Origin of the sequence: Streptomyces spinosisporus (genome assembly GCF_022698145.1) — a bacterium.
Classification (GTDB): Bacteria; Actinomycetota; Actinomycetes; order Streptomycetales; family Streptomycetaceae; genus Streptomyces; species Streptomyces spinosisporus.
In genome coordinates this window covers 38,360-64,001 of record NZ_JALDAX010000015.1, presented here as the reverse complement: position 1 = coordinate 64,001, position 25,642 = coordinate 38,360, and the positions used below count along the sequence as shown (strand labels likewise).

Annotated in this window: 24 protein-coding genes; 6 read left to right on the top strand and 18 right to left on the bottom strand. The window is 71.8% G+C overall.

All coding sequences use genetic code 11. The annotated features are described in order from the left end of the window. Positions 1-51: 51 nt before the first annotated feature. The gene (locus tag MQN93_RS31935) at positions 52-327 is read right to left on the bottom strand and encodes a DUF8836 family protein (RefSeq protein WP_016434288.1); all 276 of its coding nucleotides are present in this window, start codon (positions 325-327) and stop codon (positions 52-54) included. A 196-nt stretch (positions 328-523) separates the two neighbouring features. Here MQN93_RS31935 and MQN93_RS31930 point away from each other — a divergent pair, with 196 nt between their 5' ends. Then, positions 524-1,897 carry a serine/threonine-protein kinase gene (locus MQN93_RS31930; RefSeq protein WP_242712414.1) on the top strand — a complete coding sequence of 458 codons (1,374 nt, stop codon included), beginning with the start codon at positions 524-526 and terminating at the stop codon, positions 1,895-1,897. Positions 1,898-1,907: 10 nt separating this feature from the next. On the opposite strand, the gene MQN93_RS31925 is transcribed toward MQN93_RS31930, so the two are convergent. From MQN93_RS31925 to MQN93_RS31880, 10 genes are all read right to left on the bottom strand, one after another. Continuing rightward, positions 1,908-2,300: an NUDIX domain-containing protein gene (locus MQN93_RS31925; RefSeq protein WP_016434290.1), complete on the bottom strand. Its 393-nt coding sequence runs from the start codon at positions 2,298-2,300 to the stop codon at positions 1,908-1,910. A gap of 3 nt (positions 2,301-2,303) precedes the next feature. Continuing rightward, on the bottom strand, positions 2,304-3,122 hold the full coding sequence (locus MQN93_RS31920) for a TrmH family RNA methyltransferase (protein ID WP_016434291.1): 819 nt from the start codon (positions 3,120-3,122) through the stop codon (positions 2,304-2,306). A gap of 98 nt (positions 3,123-3,220) precedes the next feature. Then, positions 3,221-4,453: a uroporphyrinogen-III C-methyltransferase gene (gene cobA, locus MQN93_RS31915; protein ID WP_016434292.1), complete on the bottom strand. Its 1,233-nt coding sequence runs from the start codon at positions 4,451-4,453 to the stop codon at positions 3,221-3,223. Positions 4,454-4,593: 140 nt separating this feature from the next. Continuing rightward, a complete protein-coding gene (cobT, locus tag MQN93_RS31910; RefSeq protein WP_242712308.1) occupies positions 4,594-8,760 on the bottom strand; it encodes a nicotinate-nucleotide--dimethylbenzimidazole phosphoribosyltransferase in 4,167 nt (1,388 codons plus the stop codon). Between the two features lie 391 nt (positions 8,761-9,151). Then, positions 9,152-10,363 carry a precorrin-6y C5,15-methyltransferase (decarboxylating) subunit CbiE gene (cbiE, locus tag MQN93_RS31905; RefSeq protein ID WP_016434294.1) on the bottom strand — a complete coding sequence of 404 codons (1,212 nt, stop codon included), beginning with the start codon at positions 10,361-10,363 and terminating at the stop codon, positions 9,152-9,154. 121 nt (positions 10,364-10,484) lie between these two features. Continuing rightward, positions 10,485-11,123: a GNAT family N-acetyltransferase gene (locus MQN93_RS31900; RefSeq protein ID WP_016434295.1), complete on the bottom strand. Its 639-nt coding sequence runs from the start codon at positions 11,121-11,123 to the stop codon at positions 10,485-10,487. Between the two features lie 129 nt (positions 11,124-11,252). Then, a complete protein-coding gene (locus MQN93_RS31895; RefSeq protein ID WP_016434296.1) occupies positions 11,253-12,086 on the bottom strand; it encodes a MetQ/NlpA family ABC transporter substrate-binding protein in 834 nt (277 codons plus the stop codon). A gap of 75 nt (positions 12,087-12,161) precedes the next feature. Beyond that, the gene (locus MQN93_RS31890) at positions 12,162-12,899 is read right to left on the bottom strand and encodes a methionine ABC transporter permease (protein WP_242712307.1); all 738 of its coding nucleotides are present in this window, start codon (positions 12,897-12,899) and stop codon (positions 12,162-12,164) included. Beyond that, the gene (locus MQN93_RS31885; RefSeq protein ID WP_242712306.1) at positions 12,896-13,948 is read right to left on the bottom strand and encodes a methionine ABC transporter ATP-binding protein; all 1,053 of its coding nucleotides are present in this window, start codon (positions 13,946-13,948) and stop codon (positions 12,896-12,898) included. The genes MQN93_RS31890 and MQN93_RS31885 overlap by 4 nt, the downstream gene beginning before the upstream one ends. Positions 13,949-14,265: 317 nt before the next feature. Continuing rightward, entirely contained in the window at positions 14,266-14,916 is a 651-nt protein-coding gene (locus MQN93_RS31880; protein WP_242712305.1) for an HAD family hydrolase, read from the bottom strand. Between the two features lie 84 nt (positions 14,917-15,000). Between MQN93_RS31880 and MQN93_RS31875 the strand changes: the two genes are divergently transcribed. Further along, a complete protein-coding gene (locus tag MQN93_RS31875; protein WP_016434300.1) occupies positions 15,001-15,360 on the top strand; it encodes a hypothetical protein in 360 nt (119 codons plus the stop codon). Between the two features lie 49 nt (positions 15,361-15,409). After that, the gene (locus MQN93_RS31870; RefSeq protein WP_242712413.1) at positions 15,410-15,778 is read left to right on the top strand and encodes a hypothetical protein; all 369 of its coding nucleotides are present in this window, start codon (positions 15,410-15,412) and stop codon (positions 15,776-15,778) included. Here the strand turns inward: MQN93_RS31870 and MQN93_RS31865 are convergent. The 3 genes from MQN93_RS31865 to MQN93_RS31855 all read right to left on the bottom strand — a co-directional run bounded on the left by MQN93_RS31865 (position 15,768) and on the right by MQN93_RS31855 (position 18,047). After that, the gene (locus MQN93_RS31865; RefSeq protein WP_242712304.1) at positions 15,768-16,265 is read right to left on the bottom strand and encodes a GNAT family N-acetyltransferase; all 498 of its coding nucleotides are present in this window, start codon (positions 16,263-16,265) and stop codon (positions 15,768-15,770) included. The genes MQN93_RS31870 and MQN93_RS31865 overlap by 11 nt on opposite strands. 44 nt (positions 16,266-16,309) lie before the next feature. Further along, positions 16,310-16,816 carry a sigma-70 family RNA polymerase sigma factor gene (locus tag MQN93_RS31860; protein WP_242712303.1) on the bottom strand — a complete coding sequence of 169 codons (507 nt, stop codon included), beginning with the start codon at positions 16,814-16,816 and terminating at the stop codon, positions 16,310-16,312. 73 nt (positions 16,817-16,889) lie between these two features. Then, a complete protein-coding gene (locus MQN93_RS31855) occupies positions 16,890-18,047 on the bottom strand; it encodes a glycerophosphodiester phosphodiesterase (RefSeq protein WP_242712302.1) in 1,158 nt (385 codons plus the stop codon). A gap of 324 nt (positions 18,048-18,371) precedes the next feature. On the opposite strand from MQN93_RS31855, the gene MQN93_RS31850 reads away from it, so the two are divergent. Continuing rightward, on the top strand, positions 18,372-19,043 hold the full coding sequence (locus MQN93_RS31850) for a lysophospholipid acyltransferase family protein (protein ID WP_016434305.1): 672 nt from the start codon (positions 18,372-18,374) through the stop codon (positions 19,041-19,043). A 70-nt stretch (positions 19,044-19,113) separates the two neighbouring features. Here the strand turns inward: MQN93_RS31850 and MQN93_RS31845 are convergent, their stop codons facing one another. The 4 genes from MQN93_RS31845 to argH form a co-directional block, all read right to left on the bottom strand. Next, positions 19,114-20,625 carry an MFS transporter gene (locus MQN93_RS31845; RefSeq protein ID WP_242712301.1) on the bottom strand — a complete coding sequence of 504 codons (1,512 nt, stop codon included), beginning with the start codon at positions 20,623-20,625 and terminating at the stop codon, positions 19,114-19,116. A 10-nt stretch (positions 20,626-20,635) separates the two neighbouring features. Further along, positions 20,636-21,187, bottom strand: a complete 552-nt coding sequence (locus MQN93_RS31840) for a TetR/AcrR family transcriptional regulator (RefSeq protein ID WP_037781638.1) — start codon at positions 21,185-21,187, stop codon at positions 20,636-20,638. A gap of 82 nt (positions 21,188-21,269) precedes the next feature. Continuing rightward, on the bottom strand, positions 21,270-22,241 hold the full coding sequence (locus tag MQN93_RS31835; RefSeq protein WP_242712300.1) for an aldo/keto reductase: 972 nt from the start codon (positions 22,239-22,241) through the stop codon (positions 21,270-21,272). A gap of 88 nt (positions 22,242-22,329) precedes the next feature. Beyond that, on the bottom strand, positions 22,330-23,760 hold the full coding sequence (gene argH / locus MQN93_RS31830) for an argininosuccinate lyase (protein WP_242712299.1): 1,431 nt from the start codon (positions 23,758-23,760) through the stop codon (positions 22,330-22,332). 276 nt (positions 23,761-24,036) lie between these two features. Between argH and MQN93_RS31825 the strand changes: the two genes are divergently transcribed. Further along, positions 24,037-24,918, top strand: coding sequence for a hypothetical protein (locus MQN93_RS31825; RefSeq protein WP_242712298.1), 882 nt, complete (start codon positions 24,037-24,039; stop codon positions 24,916-24,918). A 135-nt stretch (positions 24,919-25,053) separates the two neighbouring features. After that, positions 25,054-25,641 carry a pyridoxamine 5'-phosphate oxidase family protein gene (locus MQN93_RS31820; protein ID WP_242712297.1) on the top strand — a complete coding sequence of 196 codons (588 nt, stop codon included), beginning with the start codon at positions 25,054-25,056 and terminating at the stop codon, positions 25,639-25,641. Position 25,642: the final 1 nt, after the last annotated feature.

Below are 25,642 nucleotides of genomic sequence, written 5' to 3'. Positions count from 1 at the left end.
CGGAGGATGAGCATCGCGCCCGTCCGTACTCCCCTGGGTGGAGACGGCGACCTAGGTCTCAGGGTCTTCCCCGAGGGGGCGCCCGGTGTGCCCGGTCTTTTCCGAGCTGTCCTCCCTGGGGATGGGCTGCTCGACCAGGGCCAGGACCCGGTTCGCCATGAAACGCGCCGTGCGGACCACGGAGCCGCTGCGGGTGACTTCGCTCACTTCCACCACGCCCCGGCGCACCGCCGTCTCCACCCTGCGGCCCGCTCTGCTCGCCACCACCTCGTAGGTGCGGGTCGTGTCCCCCGCGTCCACCACTATCTCCACGCGATCACCCTTCACGGGTCCAATCCCCCTTCGTCGGTGGGTGGTTGGGATCACGGGCGGGACAAAGTCCCCCAGTTCAGGCGCTCCCTGACCACTCTTCAAGTTTCGCACCCGGCACTGACAATCCGTCGGGCCGAGAGGGCGCGGCCTCTGCGCGCGGGCGGCCGTGGAAACGTAAGCTGTGCCACGTCACACGGACCGGGCAGCGGGGATGAAGATGGCGATGATGCGCCTGAGGCGCGAGGACCCGCGTGTCGTCGGCTCGTTCAGGCTTCACAGGCGGCTCGGCGCGGGCGGGATGGGCGTCGTGTACCTGGGCTCCGACAAGAAGGGGCAGCGCGTCGCACTGAAGGTCATCCGGCCCGATCTGGCGGAGGACCAGGAGTTTCGGTCGCGGTTCGCGCGTGAGGTCTCGGCGGCGCGGCGGATCAGGGGTGGTTGCACGGCGCGGCTCGTCGCCGCCGATCTCGAGGCGGACCGGCCCTGGTTCGCCACGCAGTACGTGCCCGGGCCCTCGCTGCACGACAAGGTGGCCGACGGGGGGCCGCTCGGCGCGGCCGACGTCGCGGCCGTGGGCGCCGCCCTCTCGGAGGGGCTCGTGGCCGTCCACGAGGCGGGCGTCGTGCACCGGGACCTCAAGCCGTCCAACATCCTGCTGTCCCCGAAGGGGCCGCGGATCATCGACTTCGGCATCGCCTGGGCGACCGGCGCGTCCACGCTGACGCACGTCGGAACTGCCGTGGGCTCCCCCGGCTTCCTCGCGCCGGAGCAGGTGCGCGGGGCCGCCGTCACCCCGGCCACGGACGTGTTCTCGCTCGGGGCGACCCTGGCGTACGCCGCCATGGCCGACTCGCCCTTCGGGCACGGCAGCTCCGAGGTGATGCTGTACCGCGTGGTCCACGAGGAGGCGCAGCTGCACGGCGTTCCGGACGCGCTGGCTCCGCTACTGCGTGCCTGTCTCGCGAAGGACCCCGAGGACCGGCCCAGCACCCTCCAACTGTCGCTGCGGCTCAAGGAGATCGCCGCCCGCGAGACCCAGGGGCCGACCGACGCCCGGCCGCCCGCGCCCCGCGCCGGTGAGGCGGACCGGCCCACCGGGCGGCTCGCCGAGACCTATCCGGAACAGCAGCGCGAGCCCCGCCGTCCGCAGGGTCCCCCGGGAAGTCCCGCGCCTCGGGGTACGTCCACCGGTTCCCGCGGGCCCTCGTCCCAGGTCCGGGGCGGTGCGGCTCCCTCGCGGGGCAACGGCGCCCCCCGTGGCGGTCCCGCGCCCTCGCAGCGCTCCGGATCGCGGCCCACGCCCTCCGCGCGGAACACGGCCCGTCCGGGCACCGGCAACCGGCCCGCCCCGCGCAGTGGTACGGGGCGTCCGGCGCCCAGGATGACGGGGACGGGGCGACGGCCGGCCAATCCGCGGCTGCTGCGCCAGCGGCTGTTCGTGTTCGTCGTCGTGACGCTGCTCGTGGCGCTCGGCATCGCGGCGGCCCAGGGCTGTCAGGGTCCCGCGCGCGGGATCGGGCACGACCGGGGCGTCGTACACGAACAAGGGCTCGCGCAAGGGCAGGAGCAGGCGCAGGGGCTGTAGTCCTGGCTCGTCACAGGTCCGGCAGGATCCGTTCGAAGAACTCGCGGTCGCCCTCGAAGATCGGGTCGAGGGCCAGGAACTCCTGCGGGGTGACCCAGCGCGTCTCGGCGACCTCGACGGGGTCGGGGACCACCGCGCCGTCGGACGCGTCCGCCGTCCACCAGTGCAGGCGGAAGTGTCCGTCGTCGGTCTGCGACTCCCAGACCTTGGCGCCCGGGGAGACCGTGAGCCCCACCTCCTCCATGACCTCGCGGGCCACGGCCTGCTCCTGGGTCTCCCCCGGCTCGATCTTGCCGCTGAGGGGCTGCCAGTAGCCGGGACGGGAGACGGCCGCGCCCCGCCGAATGGCGAGCACCCGGTCACCTCTGCGCAGGACCGCGACGATCGCCTCGCGCCGGATCATCCGCTACGCCTGCGGGCGGCCCGTGGCCACCGCGTAGAAGGCGACCGCGGCCGCCGCGCCGACGTTCAGGGAGTCGACGCCGTGGGACATCGGGATGCGGACCCATTCGTCGGCCGCGACCAGGGCCCGGGTGGACAGGCCGTCGCCCTCGGCGCCGAGCATCAGGGCGACCCGGTCCATCCGGTGCGGGGCGGCCTCGTCGAGGGACTTGGCCTTCTCGTCCGGGGTGAGCGCGAGGAGGGTGAAGCCGGCGTCGCGGACCGACTCCAGGGCCTTGGGCCAGGAGTCGAGGCGGGCGTACGGCACCGAGAAGACCGCGCCCATCGAGACCTTGACGCTGCGGCGGTAGAGCGGGTCGGCGCAGTCCGGGGAGAGCAGGACCGCGTCCATGCCGAGCGCGGCGGCGGAGCGGAAGATCGCACCGATGTTGGTGTGGTCGTTGACCGACTCCATCACGACGACCCGGCGGGCGGTCTGCAGGAGTTCGGCCGCCGTCGGCAGCGGCTTGCGCTGCATGGAGGCGAGCGCGCCGCGGTGCACGTGGTAGCCGGTGACCTGTTCGGCGAGTTCCGGGCTGACCGCGTACACCGGGGCCGGGAGTTCGTCGATGACGTCGCGCATGACGTCGACCCACTTCGCGGACAGCAGCATCGAGCGCATCTCGTACCCGGCGTCCTTGGCCCGTCTGATGACCTTCTCGCCCTCCGCGATGAACAGGCCCTCGGCCGGCTCGCGCTTGCGGCGCAGTTCGACGTCGGTCAGGCCCGTGTAGTCGCCGAGGCGCGGGTCGTCGGGGTCGTCAACGGTGATGAGATCGGCCACAGGGTGATACTGCCTTGTCCTGGGTGCGGTGCCAACGGCTGGGAACGGGTTGGGTTACCCGGGGTTACCCGGGTGCTCGGGATGGCCGGCGGGACGGGTCAGCCCGCCGGACGGGGACCCACGGCGACGACGTCGCCGATGACGATGACGGACGGGGCCTTCACCTCGTGCGTGCGGACGGCCTCCGCCACCGTCGCGAGGGTCGCGTCCACGCGGCGCTGCCCGGCCGTCGTGCCCTCCTGGACCACGGCGACCGGGGTGTCGGCGGGCCTGCCGTGCGCGACGAGCGTCTCGGCGACCTTTCCGATGGTGCCGACGCCCATGAGGATCACCAGCGTGCCGGTCAGTCGGGCGAGGGCCGGCCAGTCGACCAGGGACCGCTCGTCGTCGGGCGCGATGTGCCCGCTGACCACCGTGAACTCATGGGCGACGCCCCGGTGGGTGACCGGGATGCCCGCCGCGCCCGGCACGGAGATCGAGCTGGAGATGCCCGGGACCACCGTGCACGGGATGCCTGCCTCGGCGAGCGCCTGGACCTCCTCCATGCCGCGGCCGTAGACGAAGGGGTCGCCGCCCTTGAGGCGTACCACCGACTTGCCCTGCTTGGCGTGTTCGATCAGCGCGCTGTTGATGGCCTCCTGGGCCATGAAGCGGCCGTACGGCAGCTTCGCCGCGTCGATGACCTCGACGTTCGCGGGCAGTTCGGCGAGCAGGTCGCGGGGGCCCAGGTGGTCGGCGATGACGACGTCGGCCTCGGCGAGCAGGCGGCGGCCGCGGACCGTGATCAGGTCCGGGTCGCCGGGGCCGCCGCCGACGAGGGCGACGCCCGGTGTGCGGGTGCGGTGGTGGGGGGCGACGAGCGTGCCGTCGCGCAGGCCCTCGACGACCGCGTCGCGGATGGCGGCGGTGTGGCGGGGGTCGCGGCCGCGCGCCCTGCTGGTGAGGACGGCGACGGTCACGCCCTCACTGGTGCCGGTGGCCGGGGTCCAGGCCGTGGCCGCGTCGGCGTCGTCGGAGCGTACGCACCAGACGCGGTGCCGCTCGGCCTCCGCGGAGGCGGCGGTGTTGGCCTCGTCGTCGCTGGTGGCGATCAGGGCGTACCAGGCGTCCGCCAGATCACCCTCGGCGTACGGCCGCCGCTGCCAGGAGATCTCGCCCGCGTCCGCCATCGCCTCGACGGACGGGGTCACCTCGGGGGACACCAGGAGGACGTCCGCGCCTGCCGCGATCAGTGCCGGAAGCCGGCGCTGGGCGACCTGGCCGCCGCCGAGGACGACCACTTTGCGGCCGGTGAGGCGGAGGCCCACGGGGTAGGCGGGGTGTTCGGCCATGAGGTGCGGCTCCTCGTCCTGGCTGTGCGATGGGCGCTACGGCGCTGGAGCAGCCCTGACGTGCGGATTTTACGGGGTGGGTTCAGCGTACGGCCGGGGCGGGGTGCACGCACGAGTGCGTTTCCCGCCCCGGTCCGTGGCTACTTCTCGGTGACGCCCGCCGAGTCGAAGGTCGCCACCTCGTGCATGGCCCGTGCCGTGCTCTGCACCAGCGGCAGGGCGAGCAGCGCGCCGGTGCCCTCGCCGAGCCGGAGGTCGAGGTCGACCAGGGGGCGCAGGCCCAGCTTGTTCAGCGCCGCCACATGGCCCGGCTCGGCGCTGCGGTGCCCCGCGATGCAGGCCGCGAGGACCTCCGGGGCGATGGCACGGGCCACCAGGGCGGCGGCGCCCGCGCTGACACCGTCCAGGATCACCGGCGTACGCAGGGAGGCGCCGCCGAGGAGCAGTCCGACCATGGCGGCGTGCTCGAAGCCGCCGACCGCGGCGAGCACGCCGATGGGGTCGGCCGGGTCCGGCTGGTGGAGTTCGACGGCGCGGCGCACGACCTCCGTCTTGCGGGCCAGCGTCTCGTCGTTGATGCCGGTGCCGCGGCCGGTGACCTCGGCCGGGTCGGTGTCCGTGTACACCGAGATCAGGGCCGCGGACGCGGTGGTGTTCGCGATGCCCATCTCGCCGGTGAGCAGCGCCTTGTTGCCGGCCGCCACCAGGTCGCGGGCCGTCTCGATGCCGACCTCGATGGCCTGCTTGGCCTCCTCGCGGGTCATCGCGGGGCCGGTGGTCATGTCGGAGGTGCCCGCGCGGATCTTGCGGGGCAGCAGGCCGGGGGTGGCCGGCAGCTCGGTCGCCACGCCGACGTCCACCACGCAGACCTCGGCGCCCACCTGGCCCGCGAAGGCGTTGCAGACGGCGCCGCCGCCGAGGAAGTTGGCGACCATCTGGGCCGTCACCTCCTGCGGCCAGGGGGTGACGCCCTGGGCGTGCACGCCGTGGTCACCGGCGAAGATCGCGACGGCCGCGGGCTCCGGGATGGGCGGCGGGCACTGGCGCGAGAGGCCGGACAGCTGGGCGGAGATGATCTCCAGCATGCCGAGCGCACCGGCCGGCTTGGTCATCCGCTTCTGCCGCTCCCAGGCCTCGCCGAGCGCCTTGGCGTCCAGCGGGCGGATCTGGGCGACGGTCTCGGCGAGCAGGTCGTGCGGCTCCTCGCCGGGCAGGGCGCGGCGGCCGTACGTCTCCTCGTGGACGACCCAGGACAGCGGGCGGCGCTTGGACCAGCCGGCCTGCATCAGCTCGGGCTCGTCCGGGAACTCGTCGACGTACCCGACGCACAGGTAGGCGATGACCTCCAGGTGCTCGGGCAGGCCCAGCGCGCGGACCATCTCGCGCTCGTCGAAGAAGCTGACCCAGCCGACGCCGAGGCCTTCGGCGCGCGCGGCGAGCCAGAGGTTCTCGACGGCGAGGGCCGCGGAGTACGGCGCCATCTGCGGCTGGGTGTGCCGGCCGAGGGTGTGGCGGCCGCCGCGGGTCGGGTCGGCGGTGACGACGATGTTGACCGGGGTGTCGAGGATGGCCTCGATCTTCAGTTCCTTGAACTGCTTGGCCCGGCCCTTGGGGAGGGACTTGGCGTACGCGTCGCGCTGGCGCATGGCCAGTTCGTGCATGCTGCGCCGGGTGTCGGCGGAGCGGATGACGACGAAGTCCCAGGGCTGCGAGTGGCCGACGGAGGGCGCGGTGTGCGCGGCCTCCAGGACGCGGAGCAGCACCTCGTGCGGGATCGGGTCGCTGCGGAAGCCGTTGCGGATGTCGCGGCGTTCGCGCATGACCTTGAGGACGGCCTCGCGCTCGGCGTCGTCGTAGGCGGGGGCGGCCGGGCCGGTGGGCTGTGCTTCGTCCACGGGGGCCGGGTTCCCCTCCTCCTGGTCCGCGGCCCTGGTGTCCAGGTCCTCCGCGTTCTGTGCGGGTTCGGAGTCGCCCTCCCGCGGGGCGGGGACCGTGGCGATCTGCTCCGGCGCCTGTCCTTCCGCCTCGGGGAGGACGAGGGCGTGCGGCGGCGTCGGGGCGAGATGCGGAGTGGTCGGCACGGAGCCGTCCACGGCGACGAACTGGCCCATCGACTCGTCCGGTTGGGGCTGCGCGTCGACGGCGTCGGCCGGGGTCGCGTCCGACGGGGCGGTGTGGGCCGGGGGTTCGGGAGCTGCCTCGGCGGGGGCCGGCTGGTCCGTCGGGGCGCTGGCGTCCTGGGCCGCGGGTGCGGCCGGGTCCGCCACGGCAGCGGCGAGGGGTTGCACGTCGATACCGGCCGCGGCGGGGGACGGTGCTTCGGGCGTGGCCGGGTCGAGGTGCGGAGCTGGGCTGCTCCGGTCCTGGGACGGCTGCTCGGGAGTCGGCTGTTGCAGCATGGACTCGGGCGCTACGGACGCGTCCGGGCCCGGTGCCGCAGAAGCGTCCGCGTGCTGGGCCGTCGGCTCGGCGGTCTCGGCGTCGCCGGGCTGAGCCGGTTCGGCGGTGAGCGGCTGGGCGGGATCGCTTTGTACGGGTCGGTCCGCCTCGGCCTCGGCGGGGGCGTCCTGGGCGGCAGCGGGTGCCGCCGGTTCGGGAGCCTGCATCGGCTCGGGTGCGGGCGCCTGTGCGAGTGGCGCGGTCTCGGGCGCGACCGCCTCGGGCGCCTGCCCGGTCCCGGGCGTCACCGGCTGCGCGAACTGCGCGCCCTCCGGCGGGGCGGCGACCGGTGTGCCTGCAAAGGGGACGGACCCGGGGGCCTGCGCGCCGTCGGCAGCCGGTGTGCCGCCGTCGACGACCGGCGTCCCGTCGGGAGCCTGCGCCGCCTCCGGAACCCGACCGGCGTCCGGGGCCGCGTGCCCGGCCTCCGGGGCGGGGGCCACGCCAGGAGCCGCAGCGGACTCCGGCATGGGCTCGGACCCGGCACCCGAAGCGGGCACGGCTCCCGCGGCCTGCCCGGCCTCCGGGGTGTTCCCGGCGCCGGGTGCCGGTGCGGGCTCCGAGGCAGCACCGGCCCCGTCGTGCCCGGCCTCCGGAGCGGGCACGGGAACGGCGTGCTCCTGCGCCTCCGAAGCGGTCGCGGGTACAGCGCCCTGCTGCGCGCCCGAGGCGTCGTGAGCGTCGCCCGCCGAGGCGACCGGCGCACCGTTGGCGGGGACCGCACCGGGGCCGACCGGCCCGCTCTCGGGGGCAACGCCGCCCGGAGCAACCGGCCCACCCTCAGCGGCGATCGGGCCCGGAGGAACGGCTCCACCATCGGGGACACCGCCGCCCGAGACGACCGGCTGCCCCTCGGAGGCACCGCCGCCCGAGACAACCGGCTGACCCTCGGAGGCACCACCGCCCGAAACGACCGACTGCCCCTCGGGGACACCACCGCCCGGAGCAACCAGCCCACCCTCAGCGGCGATCAGGCCCGGAGCAACAGCCCCGCCGTCAGCAGAGCCCGAAGCAACCGCCCCGCCCTCAGCAGGTCCCGAAGCAACAGCTCCGCCCTCAGCAGCCCCCGTACCCAACGGCACCTGCCCCTCGCCGCCAACCCCCTCCGGCGCAGCCAAGTGGCCGTTGTCCGCAGGGCTTCCGCCCACGGCGACGTGACCGCCCTCCGCGGCGGCGACCCCCACCGGAACCTGCCCGGACTCGTTGCCGAAGGCCATGGCCTGGGCCGGCTGTGCCCCGTACATGCTCGCGGAGTGCGCCGCGGGCCGTGCGCCGTCGGGGAGTTCGGCGTCGTGGGTCTGCGGTGCCGGAACAACCGTTTCGGCAGCCGGGGCCCCGGCGCTCACCGGCGCCTGCACCGCGGCCTGCGCGTGGGCGCCCCAGGGAGCGGCGCCCTGCGGGGCCGTCTCGCGGAGCTGGGGGGCGTCGAAGTACTCGGGGCCGGTCGTCGGAGGGCCGGACGGGCGCACCGGCGCGCCCGCGGGGCCGCGGTCGGCGAGGGAGCGGACCGGGCTCGCCGACACGTCGGGGATCGGCGGGCCGAGGTGCAGCGGACGGCGCGGCTGGGCCGGCGCGGCGGGCGGCGCGGGGTTGGGCAGACGGACGCCGCCCAGGTCGACCGAGCCGCTGTCACGTCCGCCCGTCTCGTGCGGGCCCGGCTCGTGCACGGTCTCGACGACGGGCTCCGGAGCGGGCGGTGCGACCTCGTTGCCCCACGGGCTCTGGGCGCCCGGCAGCAACAGCAGGTCGTCGTCCTCGGCGGTGGACTCGGAGAGGTAGGTGTACGAGCCGTGCGGGACGCCCGGCTGCTCCACCGTGCCTGCGCTCTCCGGCAGTCCCTCGCCCGGGACCTGGCCGGTGTCGGTCATGCGTACCCCTCGCCCATCGGTTAGTGCTTCTCGGTCCAGCTCTTCGGGAACGGCGCACCGACCGCCCCTGCAGTGAAGAACGAGCGTCCGCGCCCAGCGGCACGAACGACCCGTCCGGAAAAGGCGACAAAGCCATTCAGTGGCATTGTCTCGGCCGCTCCGCCGTCACGACACCTTGATCCGCGACGACCCGCTGTGGACTGCGCCACGTTGCGCGTCCTCCGGTTCTGCCGTACCACACCCGCCCCAAAAGGGGCGTGTTTTCCGGACATTGGCGAACGAAGTGCCGGGCCACCCGGTGCAGTGCAACGATCGGCCAGCCTACCGCGAGCGATACGACTACAGGATCACCGGTAGGGCAGAAAACAGGATCACTGGGACGGCGCGGGGGTCACGATGCGCGCTCCGGGAGCACGCCGCTGAGCAGGAACGCCACGCTCCGCTCCGTCTCCGTCCAGGCCCTGGTGTCGAGTTCGACGGACTGCAGCAGCGCGCACTCGACGCGGTAGCCGTGCTCCGTCAGGTCGCGGCCGATCAGTTCGGCGGCGTCGCGCGTCGCGGCGTGCGTGACGATGCGCTGCGGGCGGCGGTCGGCGACCGCGGAGACCACGGCCGCTCCCCCGCCGCAGACCCGTACGACATCGGGCTCGGGGAGGTTCTCCAGGACGTGCGGGGCGGTGCCCTGCACGATCTGCAGCTGCACCCCGAAGGCGCGCGCGTTGGACTCGGTGCGTTCGCAGGCCCGCGGATCGCTGTCGACGGCGATGACGGCGGCACCGGCCCGTGCGGCCTCCGTGGCGAAGGCGCCGCTGCCGCAGCCGATGTCCCACACGAGGTCGCCCACGCGCGGGCCGAGCCGGGTGAGTTGGGCCGTGCGCAGCGGTTCCAGTTCGCCCTCGCCCATGAGACCGCCGTAGGACTCGGCGGGAAGGGTCCAGCCGCGCGGTGCGGTACCCGGGTCGCGGCCGGCGATCCACCCGCCGTCCTCCGCCGCGGCGACCGTGGCGCCGATGACGATGACGACGTTCGGGTCGCGCCAGGTGTGGTCGGCCGCCTTGTCGGAGGTGACGACGGTGACCTGTTCGCGCTCGGTGCCGAGTTCCTCGCAGATGACGAAGGTGCGGTGCACGCCCTCCAGGAGCAGGCCGAGTTCGGCGGGTCCGGCGCCCGGCGAGGTCAGAACGGCGACTTTGGTGTGGGCTCGGCACACATTCACCGCGCGTCGCAGGGTGCGGCGGTGTGCGACGACCACTTGGGCGTCGTCCCAGGGCATACCTGCGCGGGCGAAGGCCGCGGCCACGGAGGAGACCGCGGGGACGACCTCGACCTCCAGGCCGAACTCGGGTGCGCGCAGGGTCCGTACGACTCCGAAGAACCCGGGGTCGCCGTCGGCGAGCACCACCGCGGTGCCGCGATGGCCCGTGATGCGGCGGGCGGCGAGGGCGACGCTGCCCAGGCGGATGCGCTCGGCGGTCTTCGGCACTTCGGGCAGTGCCAGATGGTGGGCGGCGCCGGCCACCAGCGTGGCGGCTCCCAGGGCCGAGCGGGCGGCAGCGGTCAGCGGCGAGCCGTCCCAGCCGATCACCGTGACGCGGTCGGCCATGGTCGTCAGTCTCCAGGGGTTTTGCGCAGGTCGTCGAAGGCAGCCCGGGCGGGCTTGGTGAGGGTACCCGGTGGGGCCGGCGCGGGCGGCGGGCGGTGTGCCGTCCGCTGCGCCCCCGGGTTCAGTTCCAGTCGGGGAAGGACGTGAAACCACCGGTGTCGGCGAGCTGTTCGCCGGCGCCGTCGAGGTCCTCGGGCAGCAGGCTCCACACGATGTAGTCGGTGCGTACGTCGCTCCAGGTGCCGTCGTCGGCGCGGACCCGCGCTATGCAGGCGCCCCGCAGCACGCCCTCGCTGATGCAGCCGATCTTCTGCGCGACCTGCTGGGAGGCGGTGTTGTCGGCGGCCGTGCGCAGCTCGATGCGCTCGAACTTCTGGTCGCCGAGCAGCCATTGGGCGGTGGCGAGCGCCGCCTCCGAGGCGTAGCCCTCGCCGCGCGCCCACGGGGCGATGATGTACGACATCTCGGTGGAGCGCACATGCCAGTTGGTCTTCGCGAGCTGGACGATGCCGACAAGGCGCTGGGTGAGGAACTCGGTGACGGCGAAGTCGAGTCCGCGGCCGGCCACCCGCTCCGCGGGTGCGTCCGCGGTGATCCAGGTGCGGGCCCGCTCCTCGGTGTAGGGCTGGGGGACGCCGGTCCAGGCGCCGACCTGCTCGTCGTTCATCATCTCGGCCAGTGCGGGCACGTCGTCCTCGTCGAGGGGACGCAGCACCAACCGCTCCGTGCTGATGGAGATGTTGGGGAAGGTGCTAGTCATGCGCCGCTCCGTAACCTTCGGAAACCTTCAGGGCCTGCTGAACTGCCCAGCATGCAGCATGAACCCACCGAAGCGCACGACGGGGTCCACCCGTCCTGGACGAGTGGACCCCGTGCGGGGTGATACGCCTCAGAAGGACGGGATGACCGATCCCTGGTACTTGTCCTCGATGAACTTCTTGACCTCGGGCGAGGTGAGGAGCTTCGCGAGCTTCTTGACCCGCGGGTCCTTCTCGTTGCCCTGCTTCACCGCGAGGAAGTTGCCGTACGGGCTGTTCTTCGCGGACTCCAGGACGAGAGCGTCCTTGGCGGGCTTGATCCCGGCGGAGATGGCGTAGTTGCCGTTGACGACGGCCGCGTCCACGTCGTCCAGGGAGCGCGCGGTCTGGGCGGCCTCGACCTCCTTGAACTTGAGGTTCTTGGGGTTCTTGGCGATGTCCTGCGGGGTCGCTTCGGTGCCCGCGCCGGCCTTGAGCGTGATGAGGCCGTTCGTGGCGAGCAGCTTCAGGGCGCGCGCCTCGTTGACGGCGTCGTTGGGGACGGCGATCGTCGCGCCGCTCTTCAGTGCGTCGGCCTTCTTGACCTTGTGGGAGTAGAGGCCGAGCGGCTCCAGGTGGACCGTGACGACGGGCACGATGTGGGTGCCGCGCTTCTTGTTGAAGTCGTCCAGGTACGGCTGGTTCTGGAAGTAGTTGGCGTCCACCGAGCCGTCCTCGGTCGCGGTGTTCGGGACGATGTAGTCCTGGAACTCCTTGACCTCCAGGTCGAGACCGGCCTTCTTCGCCAGGTTCTTCTTGACGAAGTCGAGGATCTCGGCGTGCGGGGTGGGGCTCGCGGCGACGACCAGCGGGCCGCTGTAGTCGGCGGAGCCGGACGTGGACTCGGAGCCCCCGCAGGCGGTGAGCCCGAAGGTGAGGGCTCCGGCGGCGAGGACGGCGGTGGAGAGCTTTGCGGTGTTACGCACGAAAAGTGCCTTTCCTTATGGGTGCAGCGACCCCGCGGTGGGTGGTGCGGGGAGTCTGAGGGGGTGCCGGGGCGCTCAGGCGACCTTGCCGATGTCCGCCGACGCGGGCTCCTTCGCCTTGAGCAGGCGCAGCTTCGGTGCCCGTCCCGAGCGGCCGCCGCGGTTGTACAGCGAGCGGGCCGCGAAGTCGCCGGCGAACTGGATGAGCGAGATGACCACGGCGAGGATGCCCACGGTGATCCACATCAGCTCGGTCTCGAAGCGCTGGTAGCCGTAGCGGATGGCGATGTCACCGAGGCCGCCGGCGCCGACCGTGCCCGCCATGGCGGAGTAGCCGATCAGGGCGACGATCGTGGTGGTGGTGCTGGCGATCAGCGAGGGCAGCGCCTCGGGGACGAGCACCTTGCGGACGATCGTCCAGGTGTTGCCGCCCATCGCCTGCACGGCCTCGACCAGACCGCCGTCCACTTCGCGGACGGCCGTCTCGACCAGCCGCGCGAAGAAGGGGATCGCGCCGATGGCGAGCGGCACGATGGCGGCCTCACGGCCGATGGTCGTCCCGGTGATCCAGCGCGTGAAGGTCATCAGCGCGACCATCAGGATGATGAACGGCATGGAGCGGGTGATGTTCACGACCTGCCCGATGACCTTGTTGGCGACGACGTTCTGCAGCAGGTGGCCGCGGTCGGTGAGGACGAGCAGGATGCCGAGCGGGAGTCCGCCGACGACGGCGATCAGCGTGGACCAGCCGACCATGTAGAGGGTGTCCCAACAGGCCTGGGACAGCAGGGGCTGCATCTCGGACCAGGTCACTTCACGGCCTCCTTGGCGAGCGCGGTCTTGGCGTCCGAAGCGCCCACCACGTCGATCTGCAGTCCTTGTTCGCGCAGGAAGCCGATCGGTACGACGTTGTCCTCGTAGCGGCCGGGCAGTTCGATGCGCATCCGGCCGACCTGGAGGCCGCCGACGGTGTCGATGGCGGCACCGAGGATCGATATGTCGATGTTGTAGGTGCGCGAGAGCTGGGAGATGACGGGCTGGGTGGCGGCCTCGCCCTGGAAGGTGACGTCGACGACGGTGCGGTCCGGTCCTGCGGCCTCGCCGCCCACCGGGAAGAGCGCGGCGGCGAGCTCGGAACCCGGGGTCGCGAGCAGCTCGCTCACCGTCCCGGACTCCACGATGCGGCCCTTCTCCATCAGGGCGGCCGAGTCGCAGATCGACTTCACGACGTCCATCTCGTGCGTGATGAGCAGGACGGTGAGTCCGAGCTGCCGGTTCAGGTCGCGCAGCAGCTGCAGGATGGAGCGGGTGGTCTCCGGGTCGAGGGCGCTGGTGGCCTCGTCGGAGAGCAGCACCTTGGGGTCCGCGGCCAGGGCGCGGGCGATGCCGACGCGCTGCTTCTGGCCGCCGGAGAGCTGGGCGGGGTAGGCGCCCGCCCGGTCGGCGAGGCCGACCAGGTCGAGCAGCTCCAGCGCCTTGCGCGAGCGCTCCTTGCCGGACCTGCCGAGGATCTCCAGCGGCAGCTCGACATTGTCCTGGACGGTGCGCGAGGACAGCAGGTTGAAGTGCTGGAAGACCATGCCGATACGGCTGCGGGCCTGCCGCAGCTCCTTGCCGGCCCGGGGCCCGCGCCCGGCGAGGGCGGTGAGGTCCTGCCCGGCGACGCTGACCGTGCCGGCGGTGGGCCGCTCCAGCAGGTTGATGCAGCGGATGAGCGAGGACTTGCCGGCGCCGGACTGGCCGATGACGCCGTACACCTCGCCCTCGCGGACATGCAGATCGACGCCGTCGAGCGCGGTGATCTCACGGCCGCGGGAGCCGTCGGCCCCGTAGATTTTCGTCAGGCCTGTTGTCGTGATCACTGGGGTTTTCCGTCACTGTCGAGTACGCGGGCGTGGGTGTGCCCTGGTACGAAGGGGGAAGTCATGCGCGGGCATCTCGGTCACGTACGGCACAGGGCGTACGGACGTGCCACGGCGGCTCGCTTCGGGGCGCGAGGCTGGGATGGTGCGGGGGCCCTCTAGCAGGCGCGCATTCGACCCGTACAACGAGCACCGGGCGTCATGGTCGCCTCGGTCGCAGTGGTGCGGCAGCTCGTCGTGGTCATGCGATCAGTAAAACAGACGTATGGAAGTGACCAGGAACCGCTGTCCACATCGCGGACAGCGGTGGACCGGCGTCAGTCGCGGACGGAGATCTCCACTCCCCCGTCGGTGACCAGTACCGACAAGGCCGAGAGGTCCTTGACCACGAGGTCCGCCGTCACCTCGTGGGCCTGGTGCGTTGTGGCCAAGGCCACGGTGGTCATGCCGGCGGCGCGGCCGGCCTCCAGGCCCGCGGGGGCGTCCTCGAAGACGACGCAGTGGGCCGGGTCGACGCCCAGCCGGTGGGCGGCGAGGAGGTAGGGCTCGGGGTCCGGCTTGCCGCGGGTGATGTCGTCGGCGGCGATCAGTGTCTTGGGCAGGATGCCCACGGCGTCGAGCCGGGCCTCGGCGAGCCGGCGGGTGGCGGAGGTGACGACGGCCCAGCGGTCGGCGGGCAGCGCGTCCAGGAAGTCCTTGGTGCCGGGCAGCAGACGCACGCCGCCGTTCGGCACGTCCTCCACCTCCAGCAGCTCGATCCGCGCCACCGCCTCGGGCACGACGTCCGCGGGCAGCAGATCGGCGGCTATCTCCACGGCCGGGCGTCCGTGCAGTTCGACGCGGCCGAACTCCTCGGCGGTGAGGCCGTACTCCGTGGCCCAGCGGGTCCAGCAGCGGTGCACGGAGTCGAGGGAGGAGACAAGGGTGCCGTCGTTGTCGAAGAGCAGGGCCTGGGCGTGGATCTTCATGCCCTCGACCCTACGGTGGCTCTCGCGGCGGCCGTGGCCGGGGGCGACGGCATCAGGGCCTTTGGCCCGTAATAAGGTCACGGCATGCTTGATGTCCTGACGCTGGTGACCGGCGTCGCCGCCCTGCTGCTCGCCGTCTGGTGCGGCTGGGCCGCCTCCCGCGACCAGCCGACGAAGGACTGGCACTTCATCGGCATGGGCGTGGTGTCGCTGCTGGCCCTGGTGCAGCTGGTGATCGGGATCGTGCAGCTGGCGAGGGGCGAGAAGCCGGAGCAGGGCACGACGATCTTCGTGGCGTATCTGATCGGCGCCTTCGCTTGCATCCCGGCGGCGGGGTTCATGTCGCTCGCGGAGCGCACCCGGTGGGGCTCGGTGACGGTCGCCGCGGGCGGTGTGGTGCTGGCCGTGCTCGAGGTGCGGCTCTTTGACATCTGGGGAGCGTGAGTTGACCACCGTGGAACAGAAGCCGAAGCGCCTCATCAGCGGGCCCGGCATGCTGCTCGTCTGGTTCTACGGCGTGATGGTCGTCGGCGCGGTGTCGCGCTCCGTCTACCAGATCGCCACCGAGTTCGACCGGGCGCCGCTGGCCTACTCCCTGTCCGCGGTGGCGGGAGTGGTGTACGGCTTCATCACCTACACCCTGATCCGCGGCGGCGAACGGGCCCGCCGGGCGGCGCAGGTGTGCTGCGCCGCCGAACTCGCGGGTGTGCTGATCGTCGGCACCTGGACGCTGGCCGACCCCTCGGCCTTCCCGGACGCCACGGTCTGGTCGGACTACGGCATGGGGTACGTCTTCATCCCCGTCCTGCTGCCGCTGTCCGCGCTCTACTGGCTGCGCAGGAACCGCGAGGTCACGCGGTAGCGACGTACGCCTCCGCCGCCTTCTCCAGGACGATCATCGGGACGCCGTCGCTGCCCTGGGACGTGCCCACCGTCTCGTAGCCGACGCGGCGGTACAGCCGCAGGTTGTTCTCGCTGCGGTGGCCGGTGTGCAGGCGGAAGCGCTTGGCGCCGCGCTCCCCGGCCAGCGCCGACTCGGCCGCGCGCAGCAGCCGGGCGCCGATGCCGTGGCCCTGGAGGCGGGGGTGCACACAGAGCTTGCCGATGGAGGCGGAGCCGTCCTCGGTGACGCTGCCGCGCACGGAGCCGACGACCTCCTCGCCGAGCCGCGCGACGTACACGCAGTCCGCGGCCACCTCCTGCCGGACCGAGTCGAGGCTCTGGACGAGCGGGTCGATGCGGTAGTTGCCGTACAGCGCCGCCTCGCTCTGGAAGCACAGGTACTGGAGCTTGAAGATCTGCTCTGCATCCTGCTCGGTCGCCACCGAGATGGTCACGCTCATGCCCATGTGCGCACGCCTCCCGCTCACCTGATCGCCGGTCGTACACACTCCTATCCCCGCGGTTCGCGGGTCGCAACCTCCGGCGCGAGCAAACGACGCAGACATCCCAGACATCTGGAGCGTTCCGGGCCGAGACTTCCCTGTGAGATACCCAACTCCCCCGCGATTTCCCGGTATGTCAGGTCCTTCGGGGACAGCAGGGCCTCCATCAGCCGGGGGCATCGGCCGGGCAGCCGGCCGACGGCCTCGCGCAGGGCCCGGCGGCGCGCGGCGGCGAGGACCAGCTGCTCGGGGTCGCGGTCGAGGTCGTCCACGGGCTCGATGTCGTACGGGCGCTCGAAACTGGTGGTACGGCGGCTGCGGCGCGCCTCGGAGCGGACGGCGCTGCGCAGCCAGTCGTGCGGGTCGCGGGGCGGACCGTCCTCCTGGAGATGCTCCAGGAGCCGCAGCCAGACCGCCTGTTCCAGGTCGTTCGCCTCGGTGCCGGATGCATGTGCCTCGGCGGAGGCCTCGGCCGTGAGCAGCGGGCGCAGGGCAGCGACCAGGTTGTGCGTCATATGCAGCACGACGCGGCCGCCCGGGCACGGGTTGCCCGGTCGGCCGCGAATCACCCCAACCGGGGCCGCCGGCTCAGTCGTTGACGAAGTCCGCGCGGGCCAGCAGGCCGGTGTCGGCGTTGTCGGTGAAGACACCGTCGATGCCGGTGGCGAAGTACGTCCTGAACGCGCCGAAGGCGTCGCCGTATCCGTCGGCGTCGCTGCCCTTGCGGAACTCCAGCGGCAGGAACGGGTTCTCGTTGCGCATGGTGTACGGGTGCAGGATCAGCCCGACCCGGTGCGCGTCGGCGACGAGCGTGGTCCGCTTGCCGAGGCTGCCGTCGGCGTTCTTCGTGATGACCAGGTCGAGGGTCGGGCCGATGCCCTGCGCGTAGCCGGCGATCTCCCTGAGGCCCTTCGGGGTGATCAGGTCCGCGACGGTGCGCGGGTCGCCGGAGTCGACGAAGTCGTACGGCCTGCTGTCCGCCGTGGACAGCAGGACGACGAGCGGGTTGTCGACCAGGGTGTTCAGCCTCTGGATGCTGGTCGGCTCGAAGGACTGCACGATGACCGGCGAGTTCCGCTTGTCCTTGCCGTACTTGCGCAGCAGCTTGGCGACCCGTTCCTCGACGCCCAGGCCCAGCTTGCGGAAGTACGTGGGGTGCTTGGTCTCGGGGTAGATCCAGACCTGCTTGCCGCGCCTGCGGGTCTGCTCGTCCTGCCACTTCAGGACTTCCTCGAAGGTGGGGATCTCCCAGCGGCCGTTGTAGAGCGTGTTGTGCGGGCGGTTGGCCGGGATGCGCTCGATCGCGCGCAGCGTCTTCAGTTCGGCGAGCGTGAAGTCCTCGGTGAACCAGCCGGTGGTGGGGACGCCGTCCAGCACCTTGGTGGTCCTGCGGCCGGCGAACTCGGGGTGGTCGGCGACGTTGGTGGTGCCGCCGATCTCCGGTTCGTGGCGGCAGACCAGATGGCCGTCCTTGGTGGGGCACAGGTCGCCGGCCTCGACGATGTCGGCGCCGAGGTCCAGGGCCAGGTCGTAGGAGCCGAAGGTGTGCTCGGGCCGGTAGCCGCTGGCGCCGCGGTGGCCGATGATCGTCGGCTTCGGCAGGCTCTTCAGGCCGCCGCCGTGATGCGCGCCGGCTGCTCTCGCGGTCCCGGACAGGCCCAGTACGGCTCCGCCCGCACCCAGCACGGCCGCGCCGAGCAGCGCGCGCCGTCCGGTGCCGTCCCTCTGCTCGTCCTGCGATCCCATGAGCGCCTCCTGTGACGTCGGCTCGGTCGATGCGCGCCGATCGTAGGGGCGTGGACATGACGCAAGGGAGACCTTGGCCGGAACACGCGGGTGACGGGGCATGTCGCAAGGGAACCCGGGGAAGATCTCGCCGCTTGCCCGCGAGCGATGTCCGTCACACCATGACGGGGCGGCTACCGGCAGACACCGGGACGTCACCGCAGGTAAACGCGCATCAATTCCTCGTAAGACCTGGGTGAACCCGATGTGCACGACACCGGGGACCGCGAGTATCGTCCTCACCTGCACATACTCATACCGAATCCCTTGACACCGGAGGGCCCGTTGTCCCGCTTCGCGCTCATCAAGGCAGTGCTCGGACCGATCATGCGCCTGATGTTCCGCCCACGGGTGGAGGGCGCGGAGCACATCCCGGGCGATGGTCCGGTCATCCTGGCCGGCAACCACGTGACCTTCATCGACTCGATGATCCTTCCCCTGGTCTGCGACCGTCAGGTCTTCTTCATCGGCAAGGACGAGTACGTCACCGGCAAGGGCTTCAAGGGCCGCCTCATGGCCTGGTTCTTCACCGGCGTCGGCATGATCCCGGTCGACCGCGACGGCGGCCGGGGCGGCGTCGCCGCGCTGATGACCGGGCGCCGCGTCCTGGAGGAGAACAAGGTCTTCGGGATCTACCCCGAGGGCACGCGGTCGCCCGACGGCCGTCTGTACCGGGGGCGCACCGGTATCGCACGGCTGACGCTGATGACGGGCGCGCCGGTCGTCCCCTTCGCGATGATCGGGACGGACAAGCTGCAGCCGGGCGGGGCGGGGGTGCCCCGTCCCGGGCGGGTCACGGTGCGGTTCGGTGAGGCGATGGAGTTCTCTCGTTACGAGGGGATGGATCGGGACCGGTATGTGCTGCGGGCCGTGACCGACTCCGTGATGGCCGAGGTCATGCGGTTGTCGGGGCAGGAGTATGTGGACATGTATGCGACCAAGGCGAAGGCTGCGTAGCGGTTCGTCGTCGGGTGCGGGTTTTCCGTGGTTGCTCGCGCAGTTCCCCGCGCCCCTAAAAGCAAAAGACCTAGAGGCGTTGCCCTCGCAGCAGTACCCACGCTGCCGCCGCCGTTGTGAGCAGGACTGCTGCACCGACCCCTGACGCCATGCTCAGGCCGTCGACGAATGCCTCTCGGGCCGAGGCCAGCATGGTGTGGGCGGTGTCGGCCGGCATTCCGGTTGCTGCCTCCGTCGCGGCGCCCAGGGACTCGTGTGCTCCCGCAGGGGTGCCCGCCGGGGCCGGGAAGCCTCGGTAGACGCCCGTGACGATCGTGCCGAGGAGCGCGATGCCGAGGGCGGCGCCGAGTTCGTACGCCGTCTCCGAGACGGCGGAGGCCGCGCCCGCCTGTTCCTTCGGTACGGAGGAGAGGATGACGTCGGCCGTCACCGTGAAGGAGAAGCCGGCGCCCACTCCCACGACCAGCAGGGCGGTGCCCAGCAGGGGGTAGCCCGTCGACGCGTCGATCAGGGTGAGGGAGGCGAGCGCCAGGCCCACCGCGGCCAGGCCGCCCGACACCACCGCGCGGACCGAGAAGCGCCGGGCCGCCCGGCCCGCGACCAGACCCGCCGCCACCGCGCCCACCGCGGCGGGCAGTTCGGCCAGACCCGCCTCGAACGGGTGCCGGCCCTGGACGAGTTGCAGATACTGCGAGAGGAAGAAGACCAGGCCCGACAGGCCGAGGATGGTCAGCAGGTCGGCCAGGACGGCGCCGCTGAAGCCGCGGTTGCGGAACAGCCGCATGTCCAGCAGCGGTGTGGGGAGCGTCAGTTGGCGGCGCACGAACCAGTACAGGGCCGCCGCGCCCAGCAGGCCCGCGCCCGGCGCCTGCCACGAGATGCCGTGCGTGGCCGCCTCCTTGACCGCGTAGACGACGGCGATCATGCCGACCAGCGACAGCACGACGCTGATCAGATCCCAGGGGCCGGGGTCCGGGTTCTTCGACTCCGGCAGCAGCTTGATGCCGACCAGGACCAGGACCGCCATCACCGGCAGGTTGATCAGGAAGACCGAGCCCCACCAGAAGTGCTCCAGCAGGAAGCCGCCGGCGATCGGCCCGACGGCCGTGCCCGCGGAGGCCGTTGCGCCCCAGATGCCCACCGCGAGGCTGCGCTCGTGCGGGTCGTGGAAGAGGTTGCGGATCAGGGCGAGCGTCGCCGGCATCAGGGTGGCGCCCGCGACGCCGAGCAGGGCGCGGGCCAGGATCAGCAACTCGGGTGTCGTCGCATAGGCGTTGAGGACGGACAGCGCGCCGAAGGCCGTGGCGCCGCCGAGCAGGATCCGCTTGCGGCCGATGCGGTCGCCGAGGCTGCCCATGGAGACGAGCAGTCCGGCGATGACGAACGAGTAGACGTCGCCGATCCAGAGCAGCTGGGTGCCCGAAGGCTTCAGGTCCTCACTGATGAAGGGGGTCGCGAGACCGAGGACGGTCGCGTCGACGGCCACCAGCAGCACGGCGAGCACGAGGACGGACAGCGCGAGCCAGCGGCCCGGGCGCTTCACCGCCTCGGTCGTGGTCGCCGGCTGCAGGGTGCTGGTCATGATTCCTCTCTCACTGATTCGTTCGGCGCAGTGCGCCACCGAGCAGCAGCTCGGTGATCATGAAGGTGAAGTCCTTGGGTGCCACGCGGCCCTCCAGCACGGCCCAGGCGCCGGAGGCCAGCAGCCCGTAGAGCGCCTCGGTGAGCCAGGCCGGCGTGAGGTCGATACGGAACTCGCCGGACGCCTGGCCGCGCCGGAACAGGGCCGCGATGCGGTCGTCGATGCGGGTCCAGCCCGCGTGCTGCTGCTCGCCCTCGAACAGCTGGTTCTCGGTGTAGAGGAAGGCGAGCAGGGCGGCCGAGGGCTCCACCGCCGAGATGAGCCGCCGTACGGCGTCGGCCGCCGGGCCCTCGTCCGGGCGGGCCGCGTCCAGCGCGGCCTCGCACTCGGCGATGCCGAGCGACTCCAGCGCCCGTACGAGCGCGTCGCGGCCGGCGAAGTGGCGGTGCAGGGTGGCGCGGCTGATCCCGGCCGCCTTGGCGACCTCGTCCATCGTCGCGGTGGACTTGCGGGTCAGCAGGGCGGCGGCGGAGCGCAGGACGTGGTCACGGTCGACGGGCATGAGGCAAGGGTAACCCAGGTGAGACATTTTTGTCTCACCAGCGGCATGCGCGACTCAAGGGCGGTGAGTCGGGACGCTGCCGTCAGTGCCAGGGAAGGCTGCTGCGCCTGGACCAGTACGCCTGGGGCTCCTCGGCCAGGGCGGTGAGCCGGGCGAGCTGGTCCTCGTCCAGGTCCACGACCGCCGCATGCAGATTGGAGGCGAGCTGGTTGACCGTCGCCGCGCCGGAGAGCACGACCCCGGCCCAGGGCTCGCGCAGGATCACGGCGAGGGCCACCGCGTCGCAGCCCAGCGATGTTTCCACGGCCACGGCCCGGAGCGCGTCGGGGGCGTGCGGTGCCGCGAGGCGGCCGTTGGCCATGCCCTCCTTGACGATCACGGTGAGTCCGGCGTCGTGCGCCTCGGCGAGGGCGGGGGCGGCCGAGGTCTCCAGGATGTTGTACGTCGACTGGACGGTACGGAAGAGGGGCTCACCGTCGACCGTCACGGCGAGGGCGGCCCGGATGGCGTCCGCCTGGGCCGGGCCGCTGGTGGAGAAGCCGATGGTCGTGCCCTGGGCGGCCGCTTCCGCGAGCTTGGCGTGCAGTTCCTTGTCGGTGAGGGCGGGGCTGTCCGGGGTCACCGAGTGGATCTGGTAGAGGTCCAGGCGGTCGCCGAGCAGTGCGGCACTCTCGGCGCGCTGACGCTCGTACGTCGCAAGGGTGTGGTCCTTGACCTCGTGCTGCTCCGCGTCCGTCGTCCAGTCCGCGGTGTAGGTGTAGCCCCACTTGCTGCCCACGACGATGTCGTCGACGTCCGGGCGGGCCCGCAGCCAGTCGGCGAGGAACTCCTCCGAACGGCCGTAGGAGCGGGCCGCGTCGAAGTAGCGCACGCCCTGGGCGTAGGCGGCGTCGAGGAGTTCATGGGTGCGGGCGCGCAGCGTCTCGACGCTGCGGTCCTCTCCGAGGTCCTCGTCGCGGCCGAGGTTGATGTAGCCGGGGCGGCCGATCGCGGCGAGTCCGAGGCCGATGTGGCAGGTGGGGGTGGTCGCTGTTGCCAGTCGGGCGAAGGGCATCGCGGGCTCCGTTCGGTCGGCTCCGGTACGGCTTGCGACCCAACGTACCCGCGATGACCTTCGAGAACCGTCCTTGAGGACGCGGTACTCAGGCCTTCTTGGCCGTCGCCCAGGCGTGCTGCGCCGCCACGTCGGCCTTCACCTCCGCCAGCTGGACCGCGACCGCACTCGGGGCCGTGCCGCCGCGGCCGTTGCGGGAGGCCAGGGCGCCGGGGACGTCGAGGACGGTGCGGACCTCGGGGGTGAGGTGGGCGGAGATCTTGGCGAACTGGTCGTCCGTCAGGTCCGCCAGCTCCTTGCCCTCGGCCTCGGCGGCCTTGACGCACTCGCCGGCCACCTCGTGGGCGACCCGGAAGGGCACGCCCTGCCTGACCAGCCACTCGGCGATGTCGGTGGCGAGCGAGAAGCCGGCCGGGGCCAGTTCCTCCATGCGCTCGCGGTTGACGGTGAGGGTGGCCATCATCCCGGTGAAGGCCGGGAGCAGGACCTCCAGTTGGTCGCAGGAGTCGAAGACCGGCTCCTTGTCCTCCTGCAGGTCGCGGTTGTACGCGAGCGGGAGGGCCTTGAGCGTGGCCAGCAGGCCGGTCAGGTTGCCGATGAGGCGGCCCGACTTGCCCCGCGCCAGCTCGGCGATGTCCGGGTTCTTCTTCTGCGGCATGATCGACGAGCCGGTGGAGAAGGCGTCGTGCAGGGTCACGAAGGAGAACTCCTTCGTGTTCCAGATGATGACCTCCTCCGCGATCCGGGAGAGGTTCACCCCGATCATCGCCGTGATGAAGGCGAACTCTGCGACGAAGTCGCGGGAGGCGGTGCCGTCGATGGAGTTCGCGGCGCTGCCGTGCTCGAAGCCGAGGTCCCGGGCGACCGCCTCCGGGTCCAGGCCGAGGGAGGAGCCCGCGAGCGCGCCCGAGCCGTACGGCGACACGGCCGTGCGCTCGTCCCACTGGCGCAGCCGCTCGGTGTCCCGGGACAGCGACTGGACGTGGGCGAGGACATGGTGGGCGAACAGCACCGGCTGGGCGTGCTGGAGGTGGGTGCGGCCGGGCATCGCCGTGTCCGGGTGGGCCTCGGCGAGGCCGATCAGGGCGTCCTGGAGGTCGGCGATCAGGCCGCCGATGATGCGGGCGTGGTCGCGGAGGTACATCCGGAAGAGGGTGGCCACCTGGTCGTTGCGGGAGCGGCCCGCGCGCAGCTTGCCGCCGAGCTCGGGGCCCAGGCGTTCGAGCAGACCGCGTTCCAGGGCGGTGTGGACGTCCTCGTCGGCGATCGTGCCGACGAAGTCACCGGACGCCACGTCCGCCTCCAGCCGGTCGAGCCCGGCGAGCATCCGGGTCAGCTCGTCCTCGGTGAGCAGCCCCGCCTTGTGCAGCACGCGCGCGTGCGCACGGGAACCGGCGATGTCGTACGGCGCGAGCCGCCAGTCGAAGTGGACGGACGCGGACAGCTTGGCCAGGGCCTCGGCGGGGCCGTCGGCGAAACGGCCGCCCCAGAGCCGAACGTCACCGCTGTTGCTGCTCACTTGCGCTGCTCCTAGGGAGGGTTGGTCGGTGTCGGACCGGAGGGACCGGGCCGGGCGAGGTCGGGTCGGATCCGGTCGGCGTCAGGCTATGCCCGCGGACCCCGCTGCCGCATGCATGAGTATGCAGTGCTCTGCATGAATCGTCAATCCGAGGGGCGCTTGAACGTCCGCAACCGCTTTCTCGTACTTTCCCGGTGAACGCAGGCGCCGCGTTTGTGCACACCGGCCACACAGCAGTGACACATCCGTCACTCCAGACCCGAGTGAGGCATTCGCATGTCCAGGGCTCTTCCTAAGTACAACAAGCGTCGCGTCGCACTCATCGGCGGCGCCGCCGCGGTGGCGCTGTCCGGCGCGGTGATCGCCGGCACCGCTCTCGCCGGAACACCGTCTACGAGCAACGACGACGCCCGGACGCTGGCCGCATTACCCGGCACGATCACCTGCCCGGACGTCGCCTCCCAGCTCCCGGAGATCCCGGCCTCCGCCAAGGCCGAGGTCGACCGCAACCTCGCGCTCCTCGACACCCAGATCGACGAGGCCAACAAACGCCTGCAGTCCACCGTCGGCCAAGGCGGACCGAACTTCGTCCAGAACGCCATCCTCGGCCCCCTCGAAGACAAACGAATCTCCACCGTCAACCGCATCGCCACCGCCATCGGACGCACGGCCGAGAAGCCGACAGGTCTGGACGCGCTTGCGCCGTGCACGCTCGACGCGGACGGTGCGGCGAGCGGTGCCGGCGCCGAGTCGGGGGCGGGGGACGCTGCGGGCACCGGCGACCAGTCCACCGCCACGCCCAGCGCGACGGCCTCGGCCTCGGACGGCGCGGACGACGCCACGGGCGAGAGCGGGAACACCGGAGTCGGCACCATCACCTGCCCGGACGTCGCGTCACAGCTCCCGGAGGTCCCGGCCTCCGCCAAGGCCGAGGTCGACCGCAATCTGGCGCTGCTCGACACCCAGATCGACGAAGCGAACAAACGCCTGCAGTCCACCGTCGGCCAAGGCGGACCGAACTTCGTCCAGAACGCCATCCTCGGCCCCCTCCAAGACAAACGGATCTCCACCGTCAACCGCATCGCCACCGCCATCGGACGCACGGCCGAGAAGCCGACGGGCCTCGACTCCCTGGCCGCCTGCACGCTCACCGAGTGACGTGACAGGCGCTGTGGCCGCCCCGATTCAGCGCCGGCCGGGGTGGCCACGGCCGGAGTCCGGCAGGTGATACGGGACAAGCGGACGCCGCAATTCATTAGACAGACGAAAGACCTGCGCGGATAATCGCCAGGCGTGGGAAAAACTTACGAGCGCATCGACGGCAGGCTGCGGACCTTCATCGAGGAGCAGCCCCTCTTCTTCACCGCGACCGCGCCCCTGTCCGGCGACGGCACGGTCAACCTCTCCCCCAAGGGCCTCAAGGGTTCCTTCGCGGTGCTCGACGAACGCACCGTGGCCTACCTGGACTTCGCCGGTTCCAACGCGGAGACGATCGCGCATCTGCGGGAGAACGGCCGGATCACGCTGATGTGGTGCGCCTTCCAGGGCCCGCCGAACATCGTGCGCGTGCACGGCCGCGGCGAGCCGGTCTTCCGTGACGACGCCCGCTTCGGCGAACTGCTCACCCACTTCCCGGACATCGACGCCTACGGGCACGGACTGCGCGCCATCGTCGTCGTGACCGCGGAACTCATCCGTGACACCTGCGGTTACGCGGTGCCCTTCATGACGTACGACGAGGATCGCGACCTGCACGGCAAGCGCTTCGCGCGCGAGGACGACGCCTCCCTCAGCGCGTACTTCGCGAAGAAGGAGCATGTCGCGACGAGCCTGGATGGCCTACCCGGGCTGCCGTTGCCGCTGCCGCCGTCTACGGTCTGAG

What these genes read in the sequence shown, in the direction of transcription:
- MQN93_RS31930 (WP_242712414.1), top strand. Translation starts at nt 524, where the DNA reads ATGAAGATGGCGATGATGCGCCTGAGGCGCGAGGACCCGCGTGTCGTC.
- MQN93_RS31925 (WP_016434290.1), bottom strand. Translation starts at nt 2,300, where the DNA reads ATGATCCGGCGCGAGGCGATCGTCGCGGTCCTGCGCAGAGGTGACCGG.
- cobA (WP_016434292.1), bottom strand. Translation starts at nt 4,453, where the DNA reads ATGGCCGAACACCCCGCCTACCCCGTGGGCCTCCGCCTCACCGGCCGC.
- cobT (WP_242712308.1), bottom strand. Translation starts at nt 8,760, where the DNA reads ATGACCGACACCGGCCAGGTCCCGGGCGAGGGACTGCCGGAGAGCGCA.
- cbiE (WP_016434294.1), bottom strand. Translation starts at nt 10,363, where the DNA reads ATGGCCGACCGCGTCACGGTGATCGGCTGGGACGGCTCGCCGCTGACC.
- MQN93_RS31900 (WP_016434295.1), bottom strand. Translation starts at nt 11,123, where the DNA reads ATGACTAGCACCTTCCCCAACATCTCCATCAGCACGGAGCGGTTGGTG.
- MQN93_RS31880 (WP_242712305.1), bottom strand. Translation starts at nt 14,916, where the DNA reads ATGAAGATCCACGCCCAGGCCCTGCTCTTCGACAACGACGGCACCCTT.
- MQN93_RS31875 (WP_016434300.1), top strand. Translation starts at nt 15,001, where the DNA reads ATGCTTGATGTCCTGACGCTGGTGACCGGCGTCGCCGCCCTGCTGCTC.
- MQN93_RS31870 (WP_242712413.1), top strand. Translation starts at nt 15,410, where the DNA reads ATGCTGCTCGTCTGGTTCTACGGCGTGATGGTCGTCGGCGCGGTGTCG.
- MQN93_RS31865 (WP_242712304.1), bottom strand. Translation starts at nt 16,265, where the DNA reads ATGGGCATGAGCGTGACCATCTCGGTGGCGACCGAGCAGGATGCAGAG.
- MQN93_RS31860 (WP_242712303.1), bottom strand. Translation starts at nt 16,816, where the DNA reads ATGACGCACAACCTGGTCGCTGCCCTGCGCCCGCTGCTCACGGCCGAG.
- MQN93_RS31855 (WP_242712302.1), bottom strand. Translation starts at nt 18,047, where the DNA reads ATGGGATCGCAGGACGAGCAGAGGGACGGCACCGGACGGCGCGCGCTG.
- MQN93_RS31845 (WP_242712301.1), bottom strand. Translation starts at nt 20,625, where the DNA reads ATGACCAGCACCCTGCAGCCGGCGACCACGACCGAGGCGGTGAAGCGC.
- MQN93_RS31840 (WP_037781638.1), bottom strand. Translation starts at nt 21,187, where the DNA reads ATGCCCGTCGACCGTGACCACGTCCTGCGCTCCGCCGCCGCCCTGCTG.
- MQN93_RS31835 (WP_242712300.1), bottom strand. Translation starts at nt 22,241, where the DNA reads ATGCCCTTCGCCCGACTGGCAACAGCGACCACCCCCACCTGCCACATC.
- MQN93_RS31825 (WP_242712298.1), top strand. Translation starts at nt 24,037, where the DNA reads ATGTCCAGGGCTCTTCCTAAGTACAACAAGCGTCGCGTCGCACTCATC.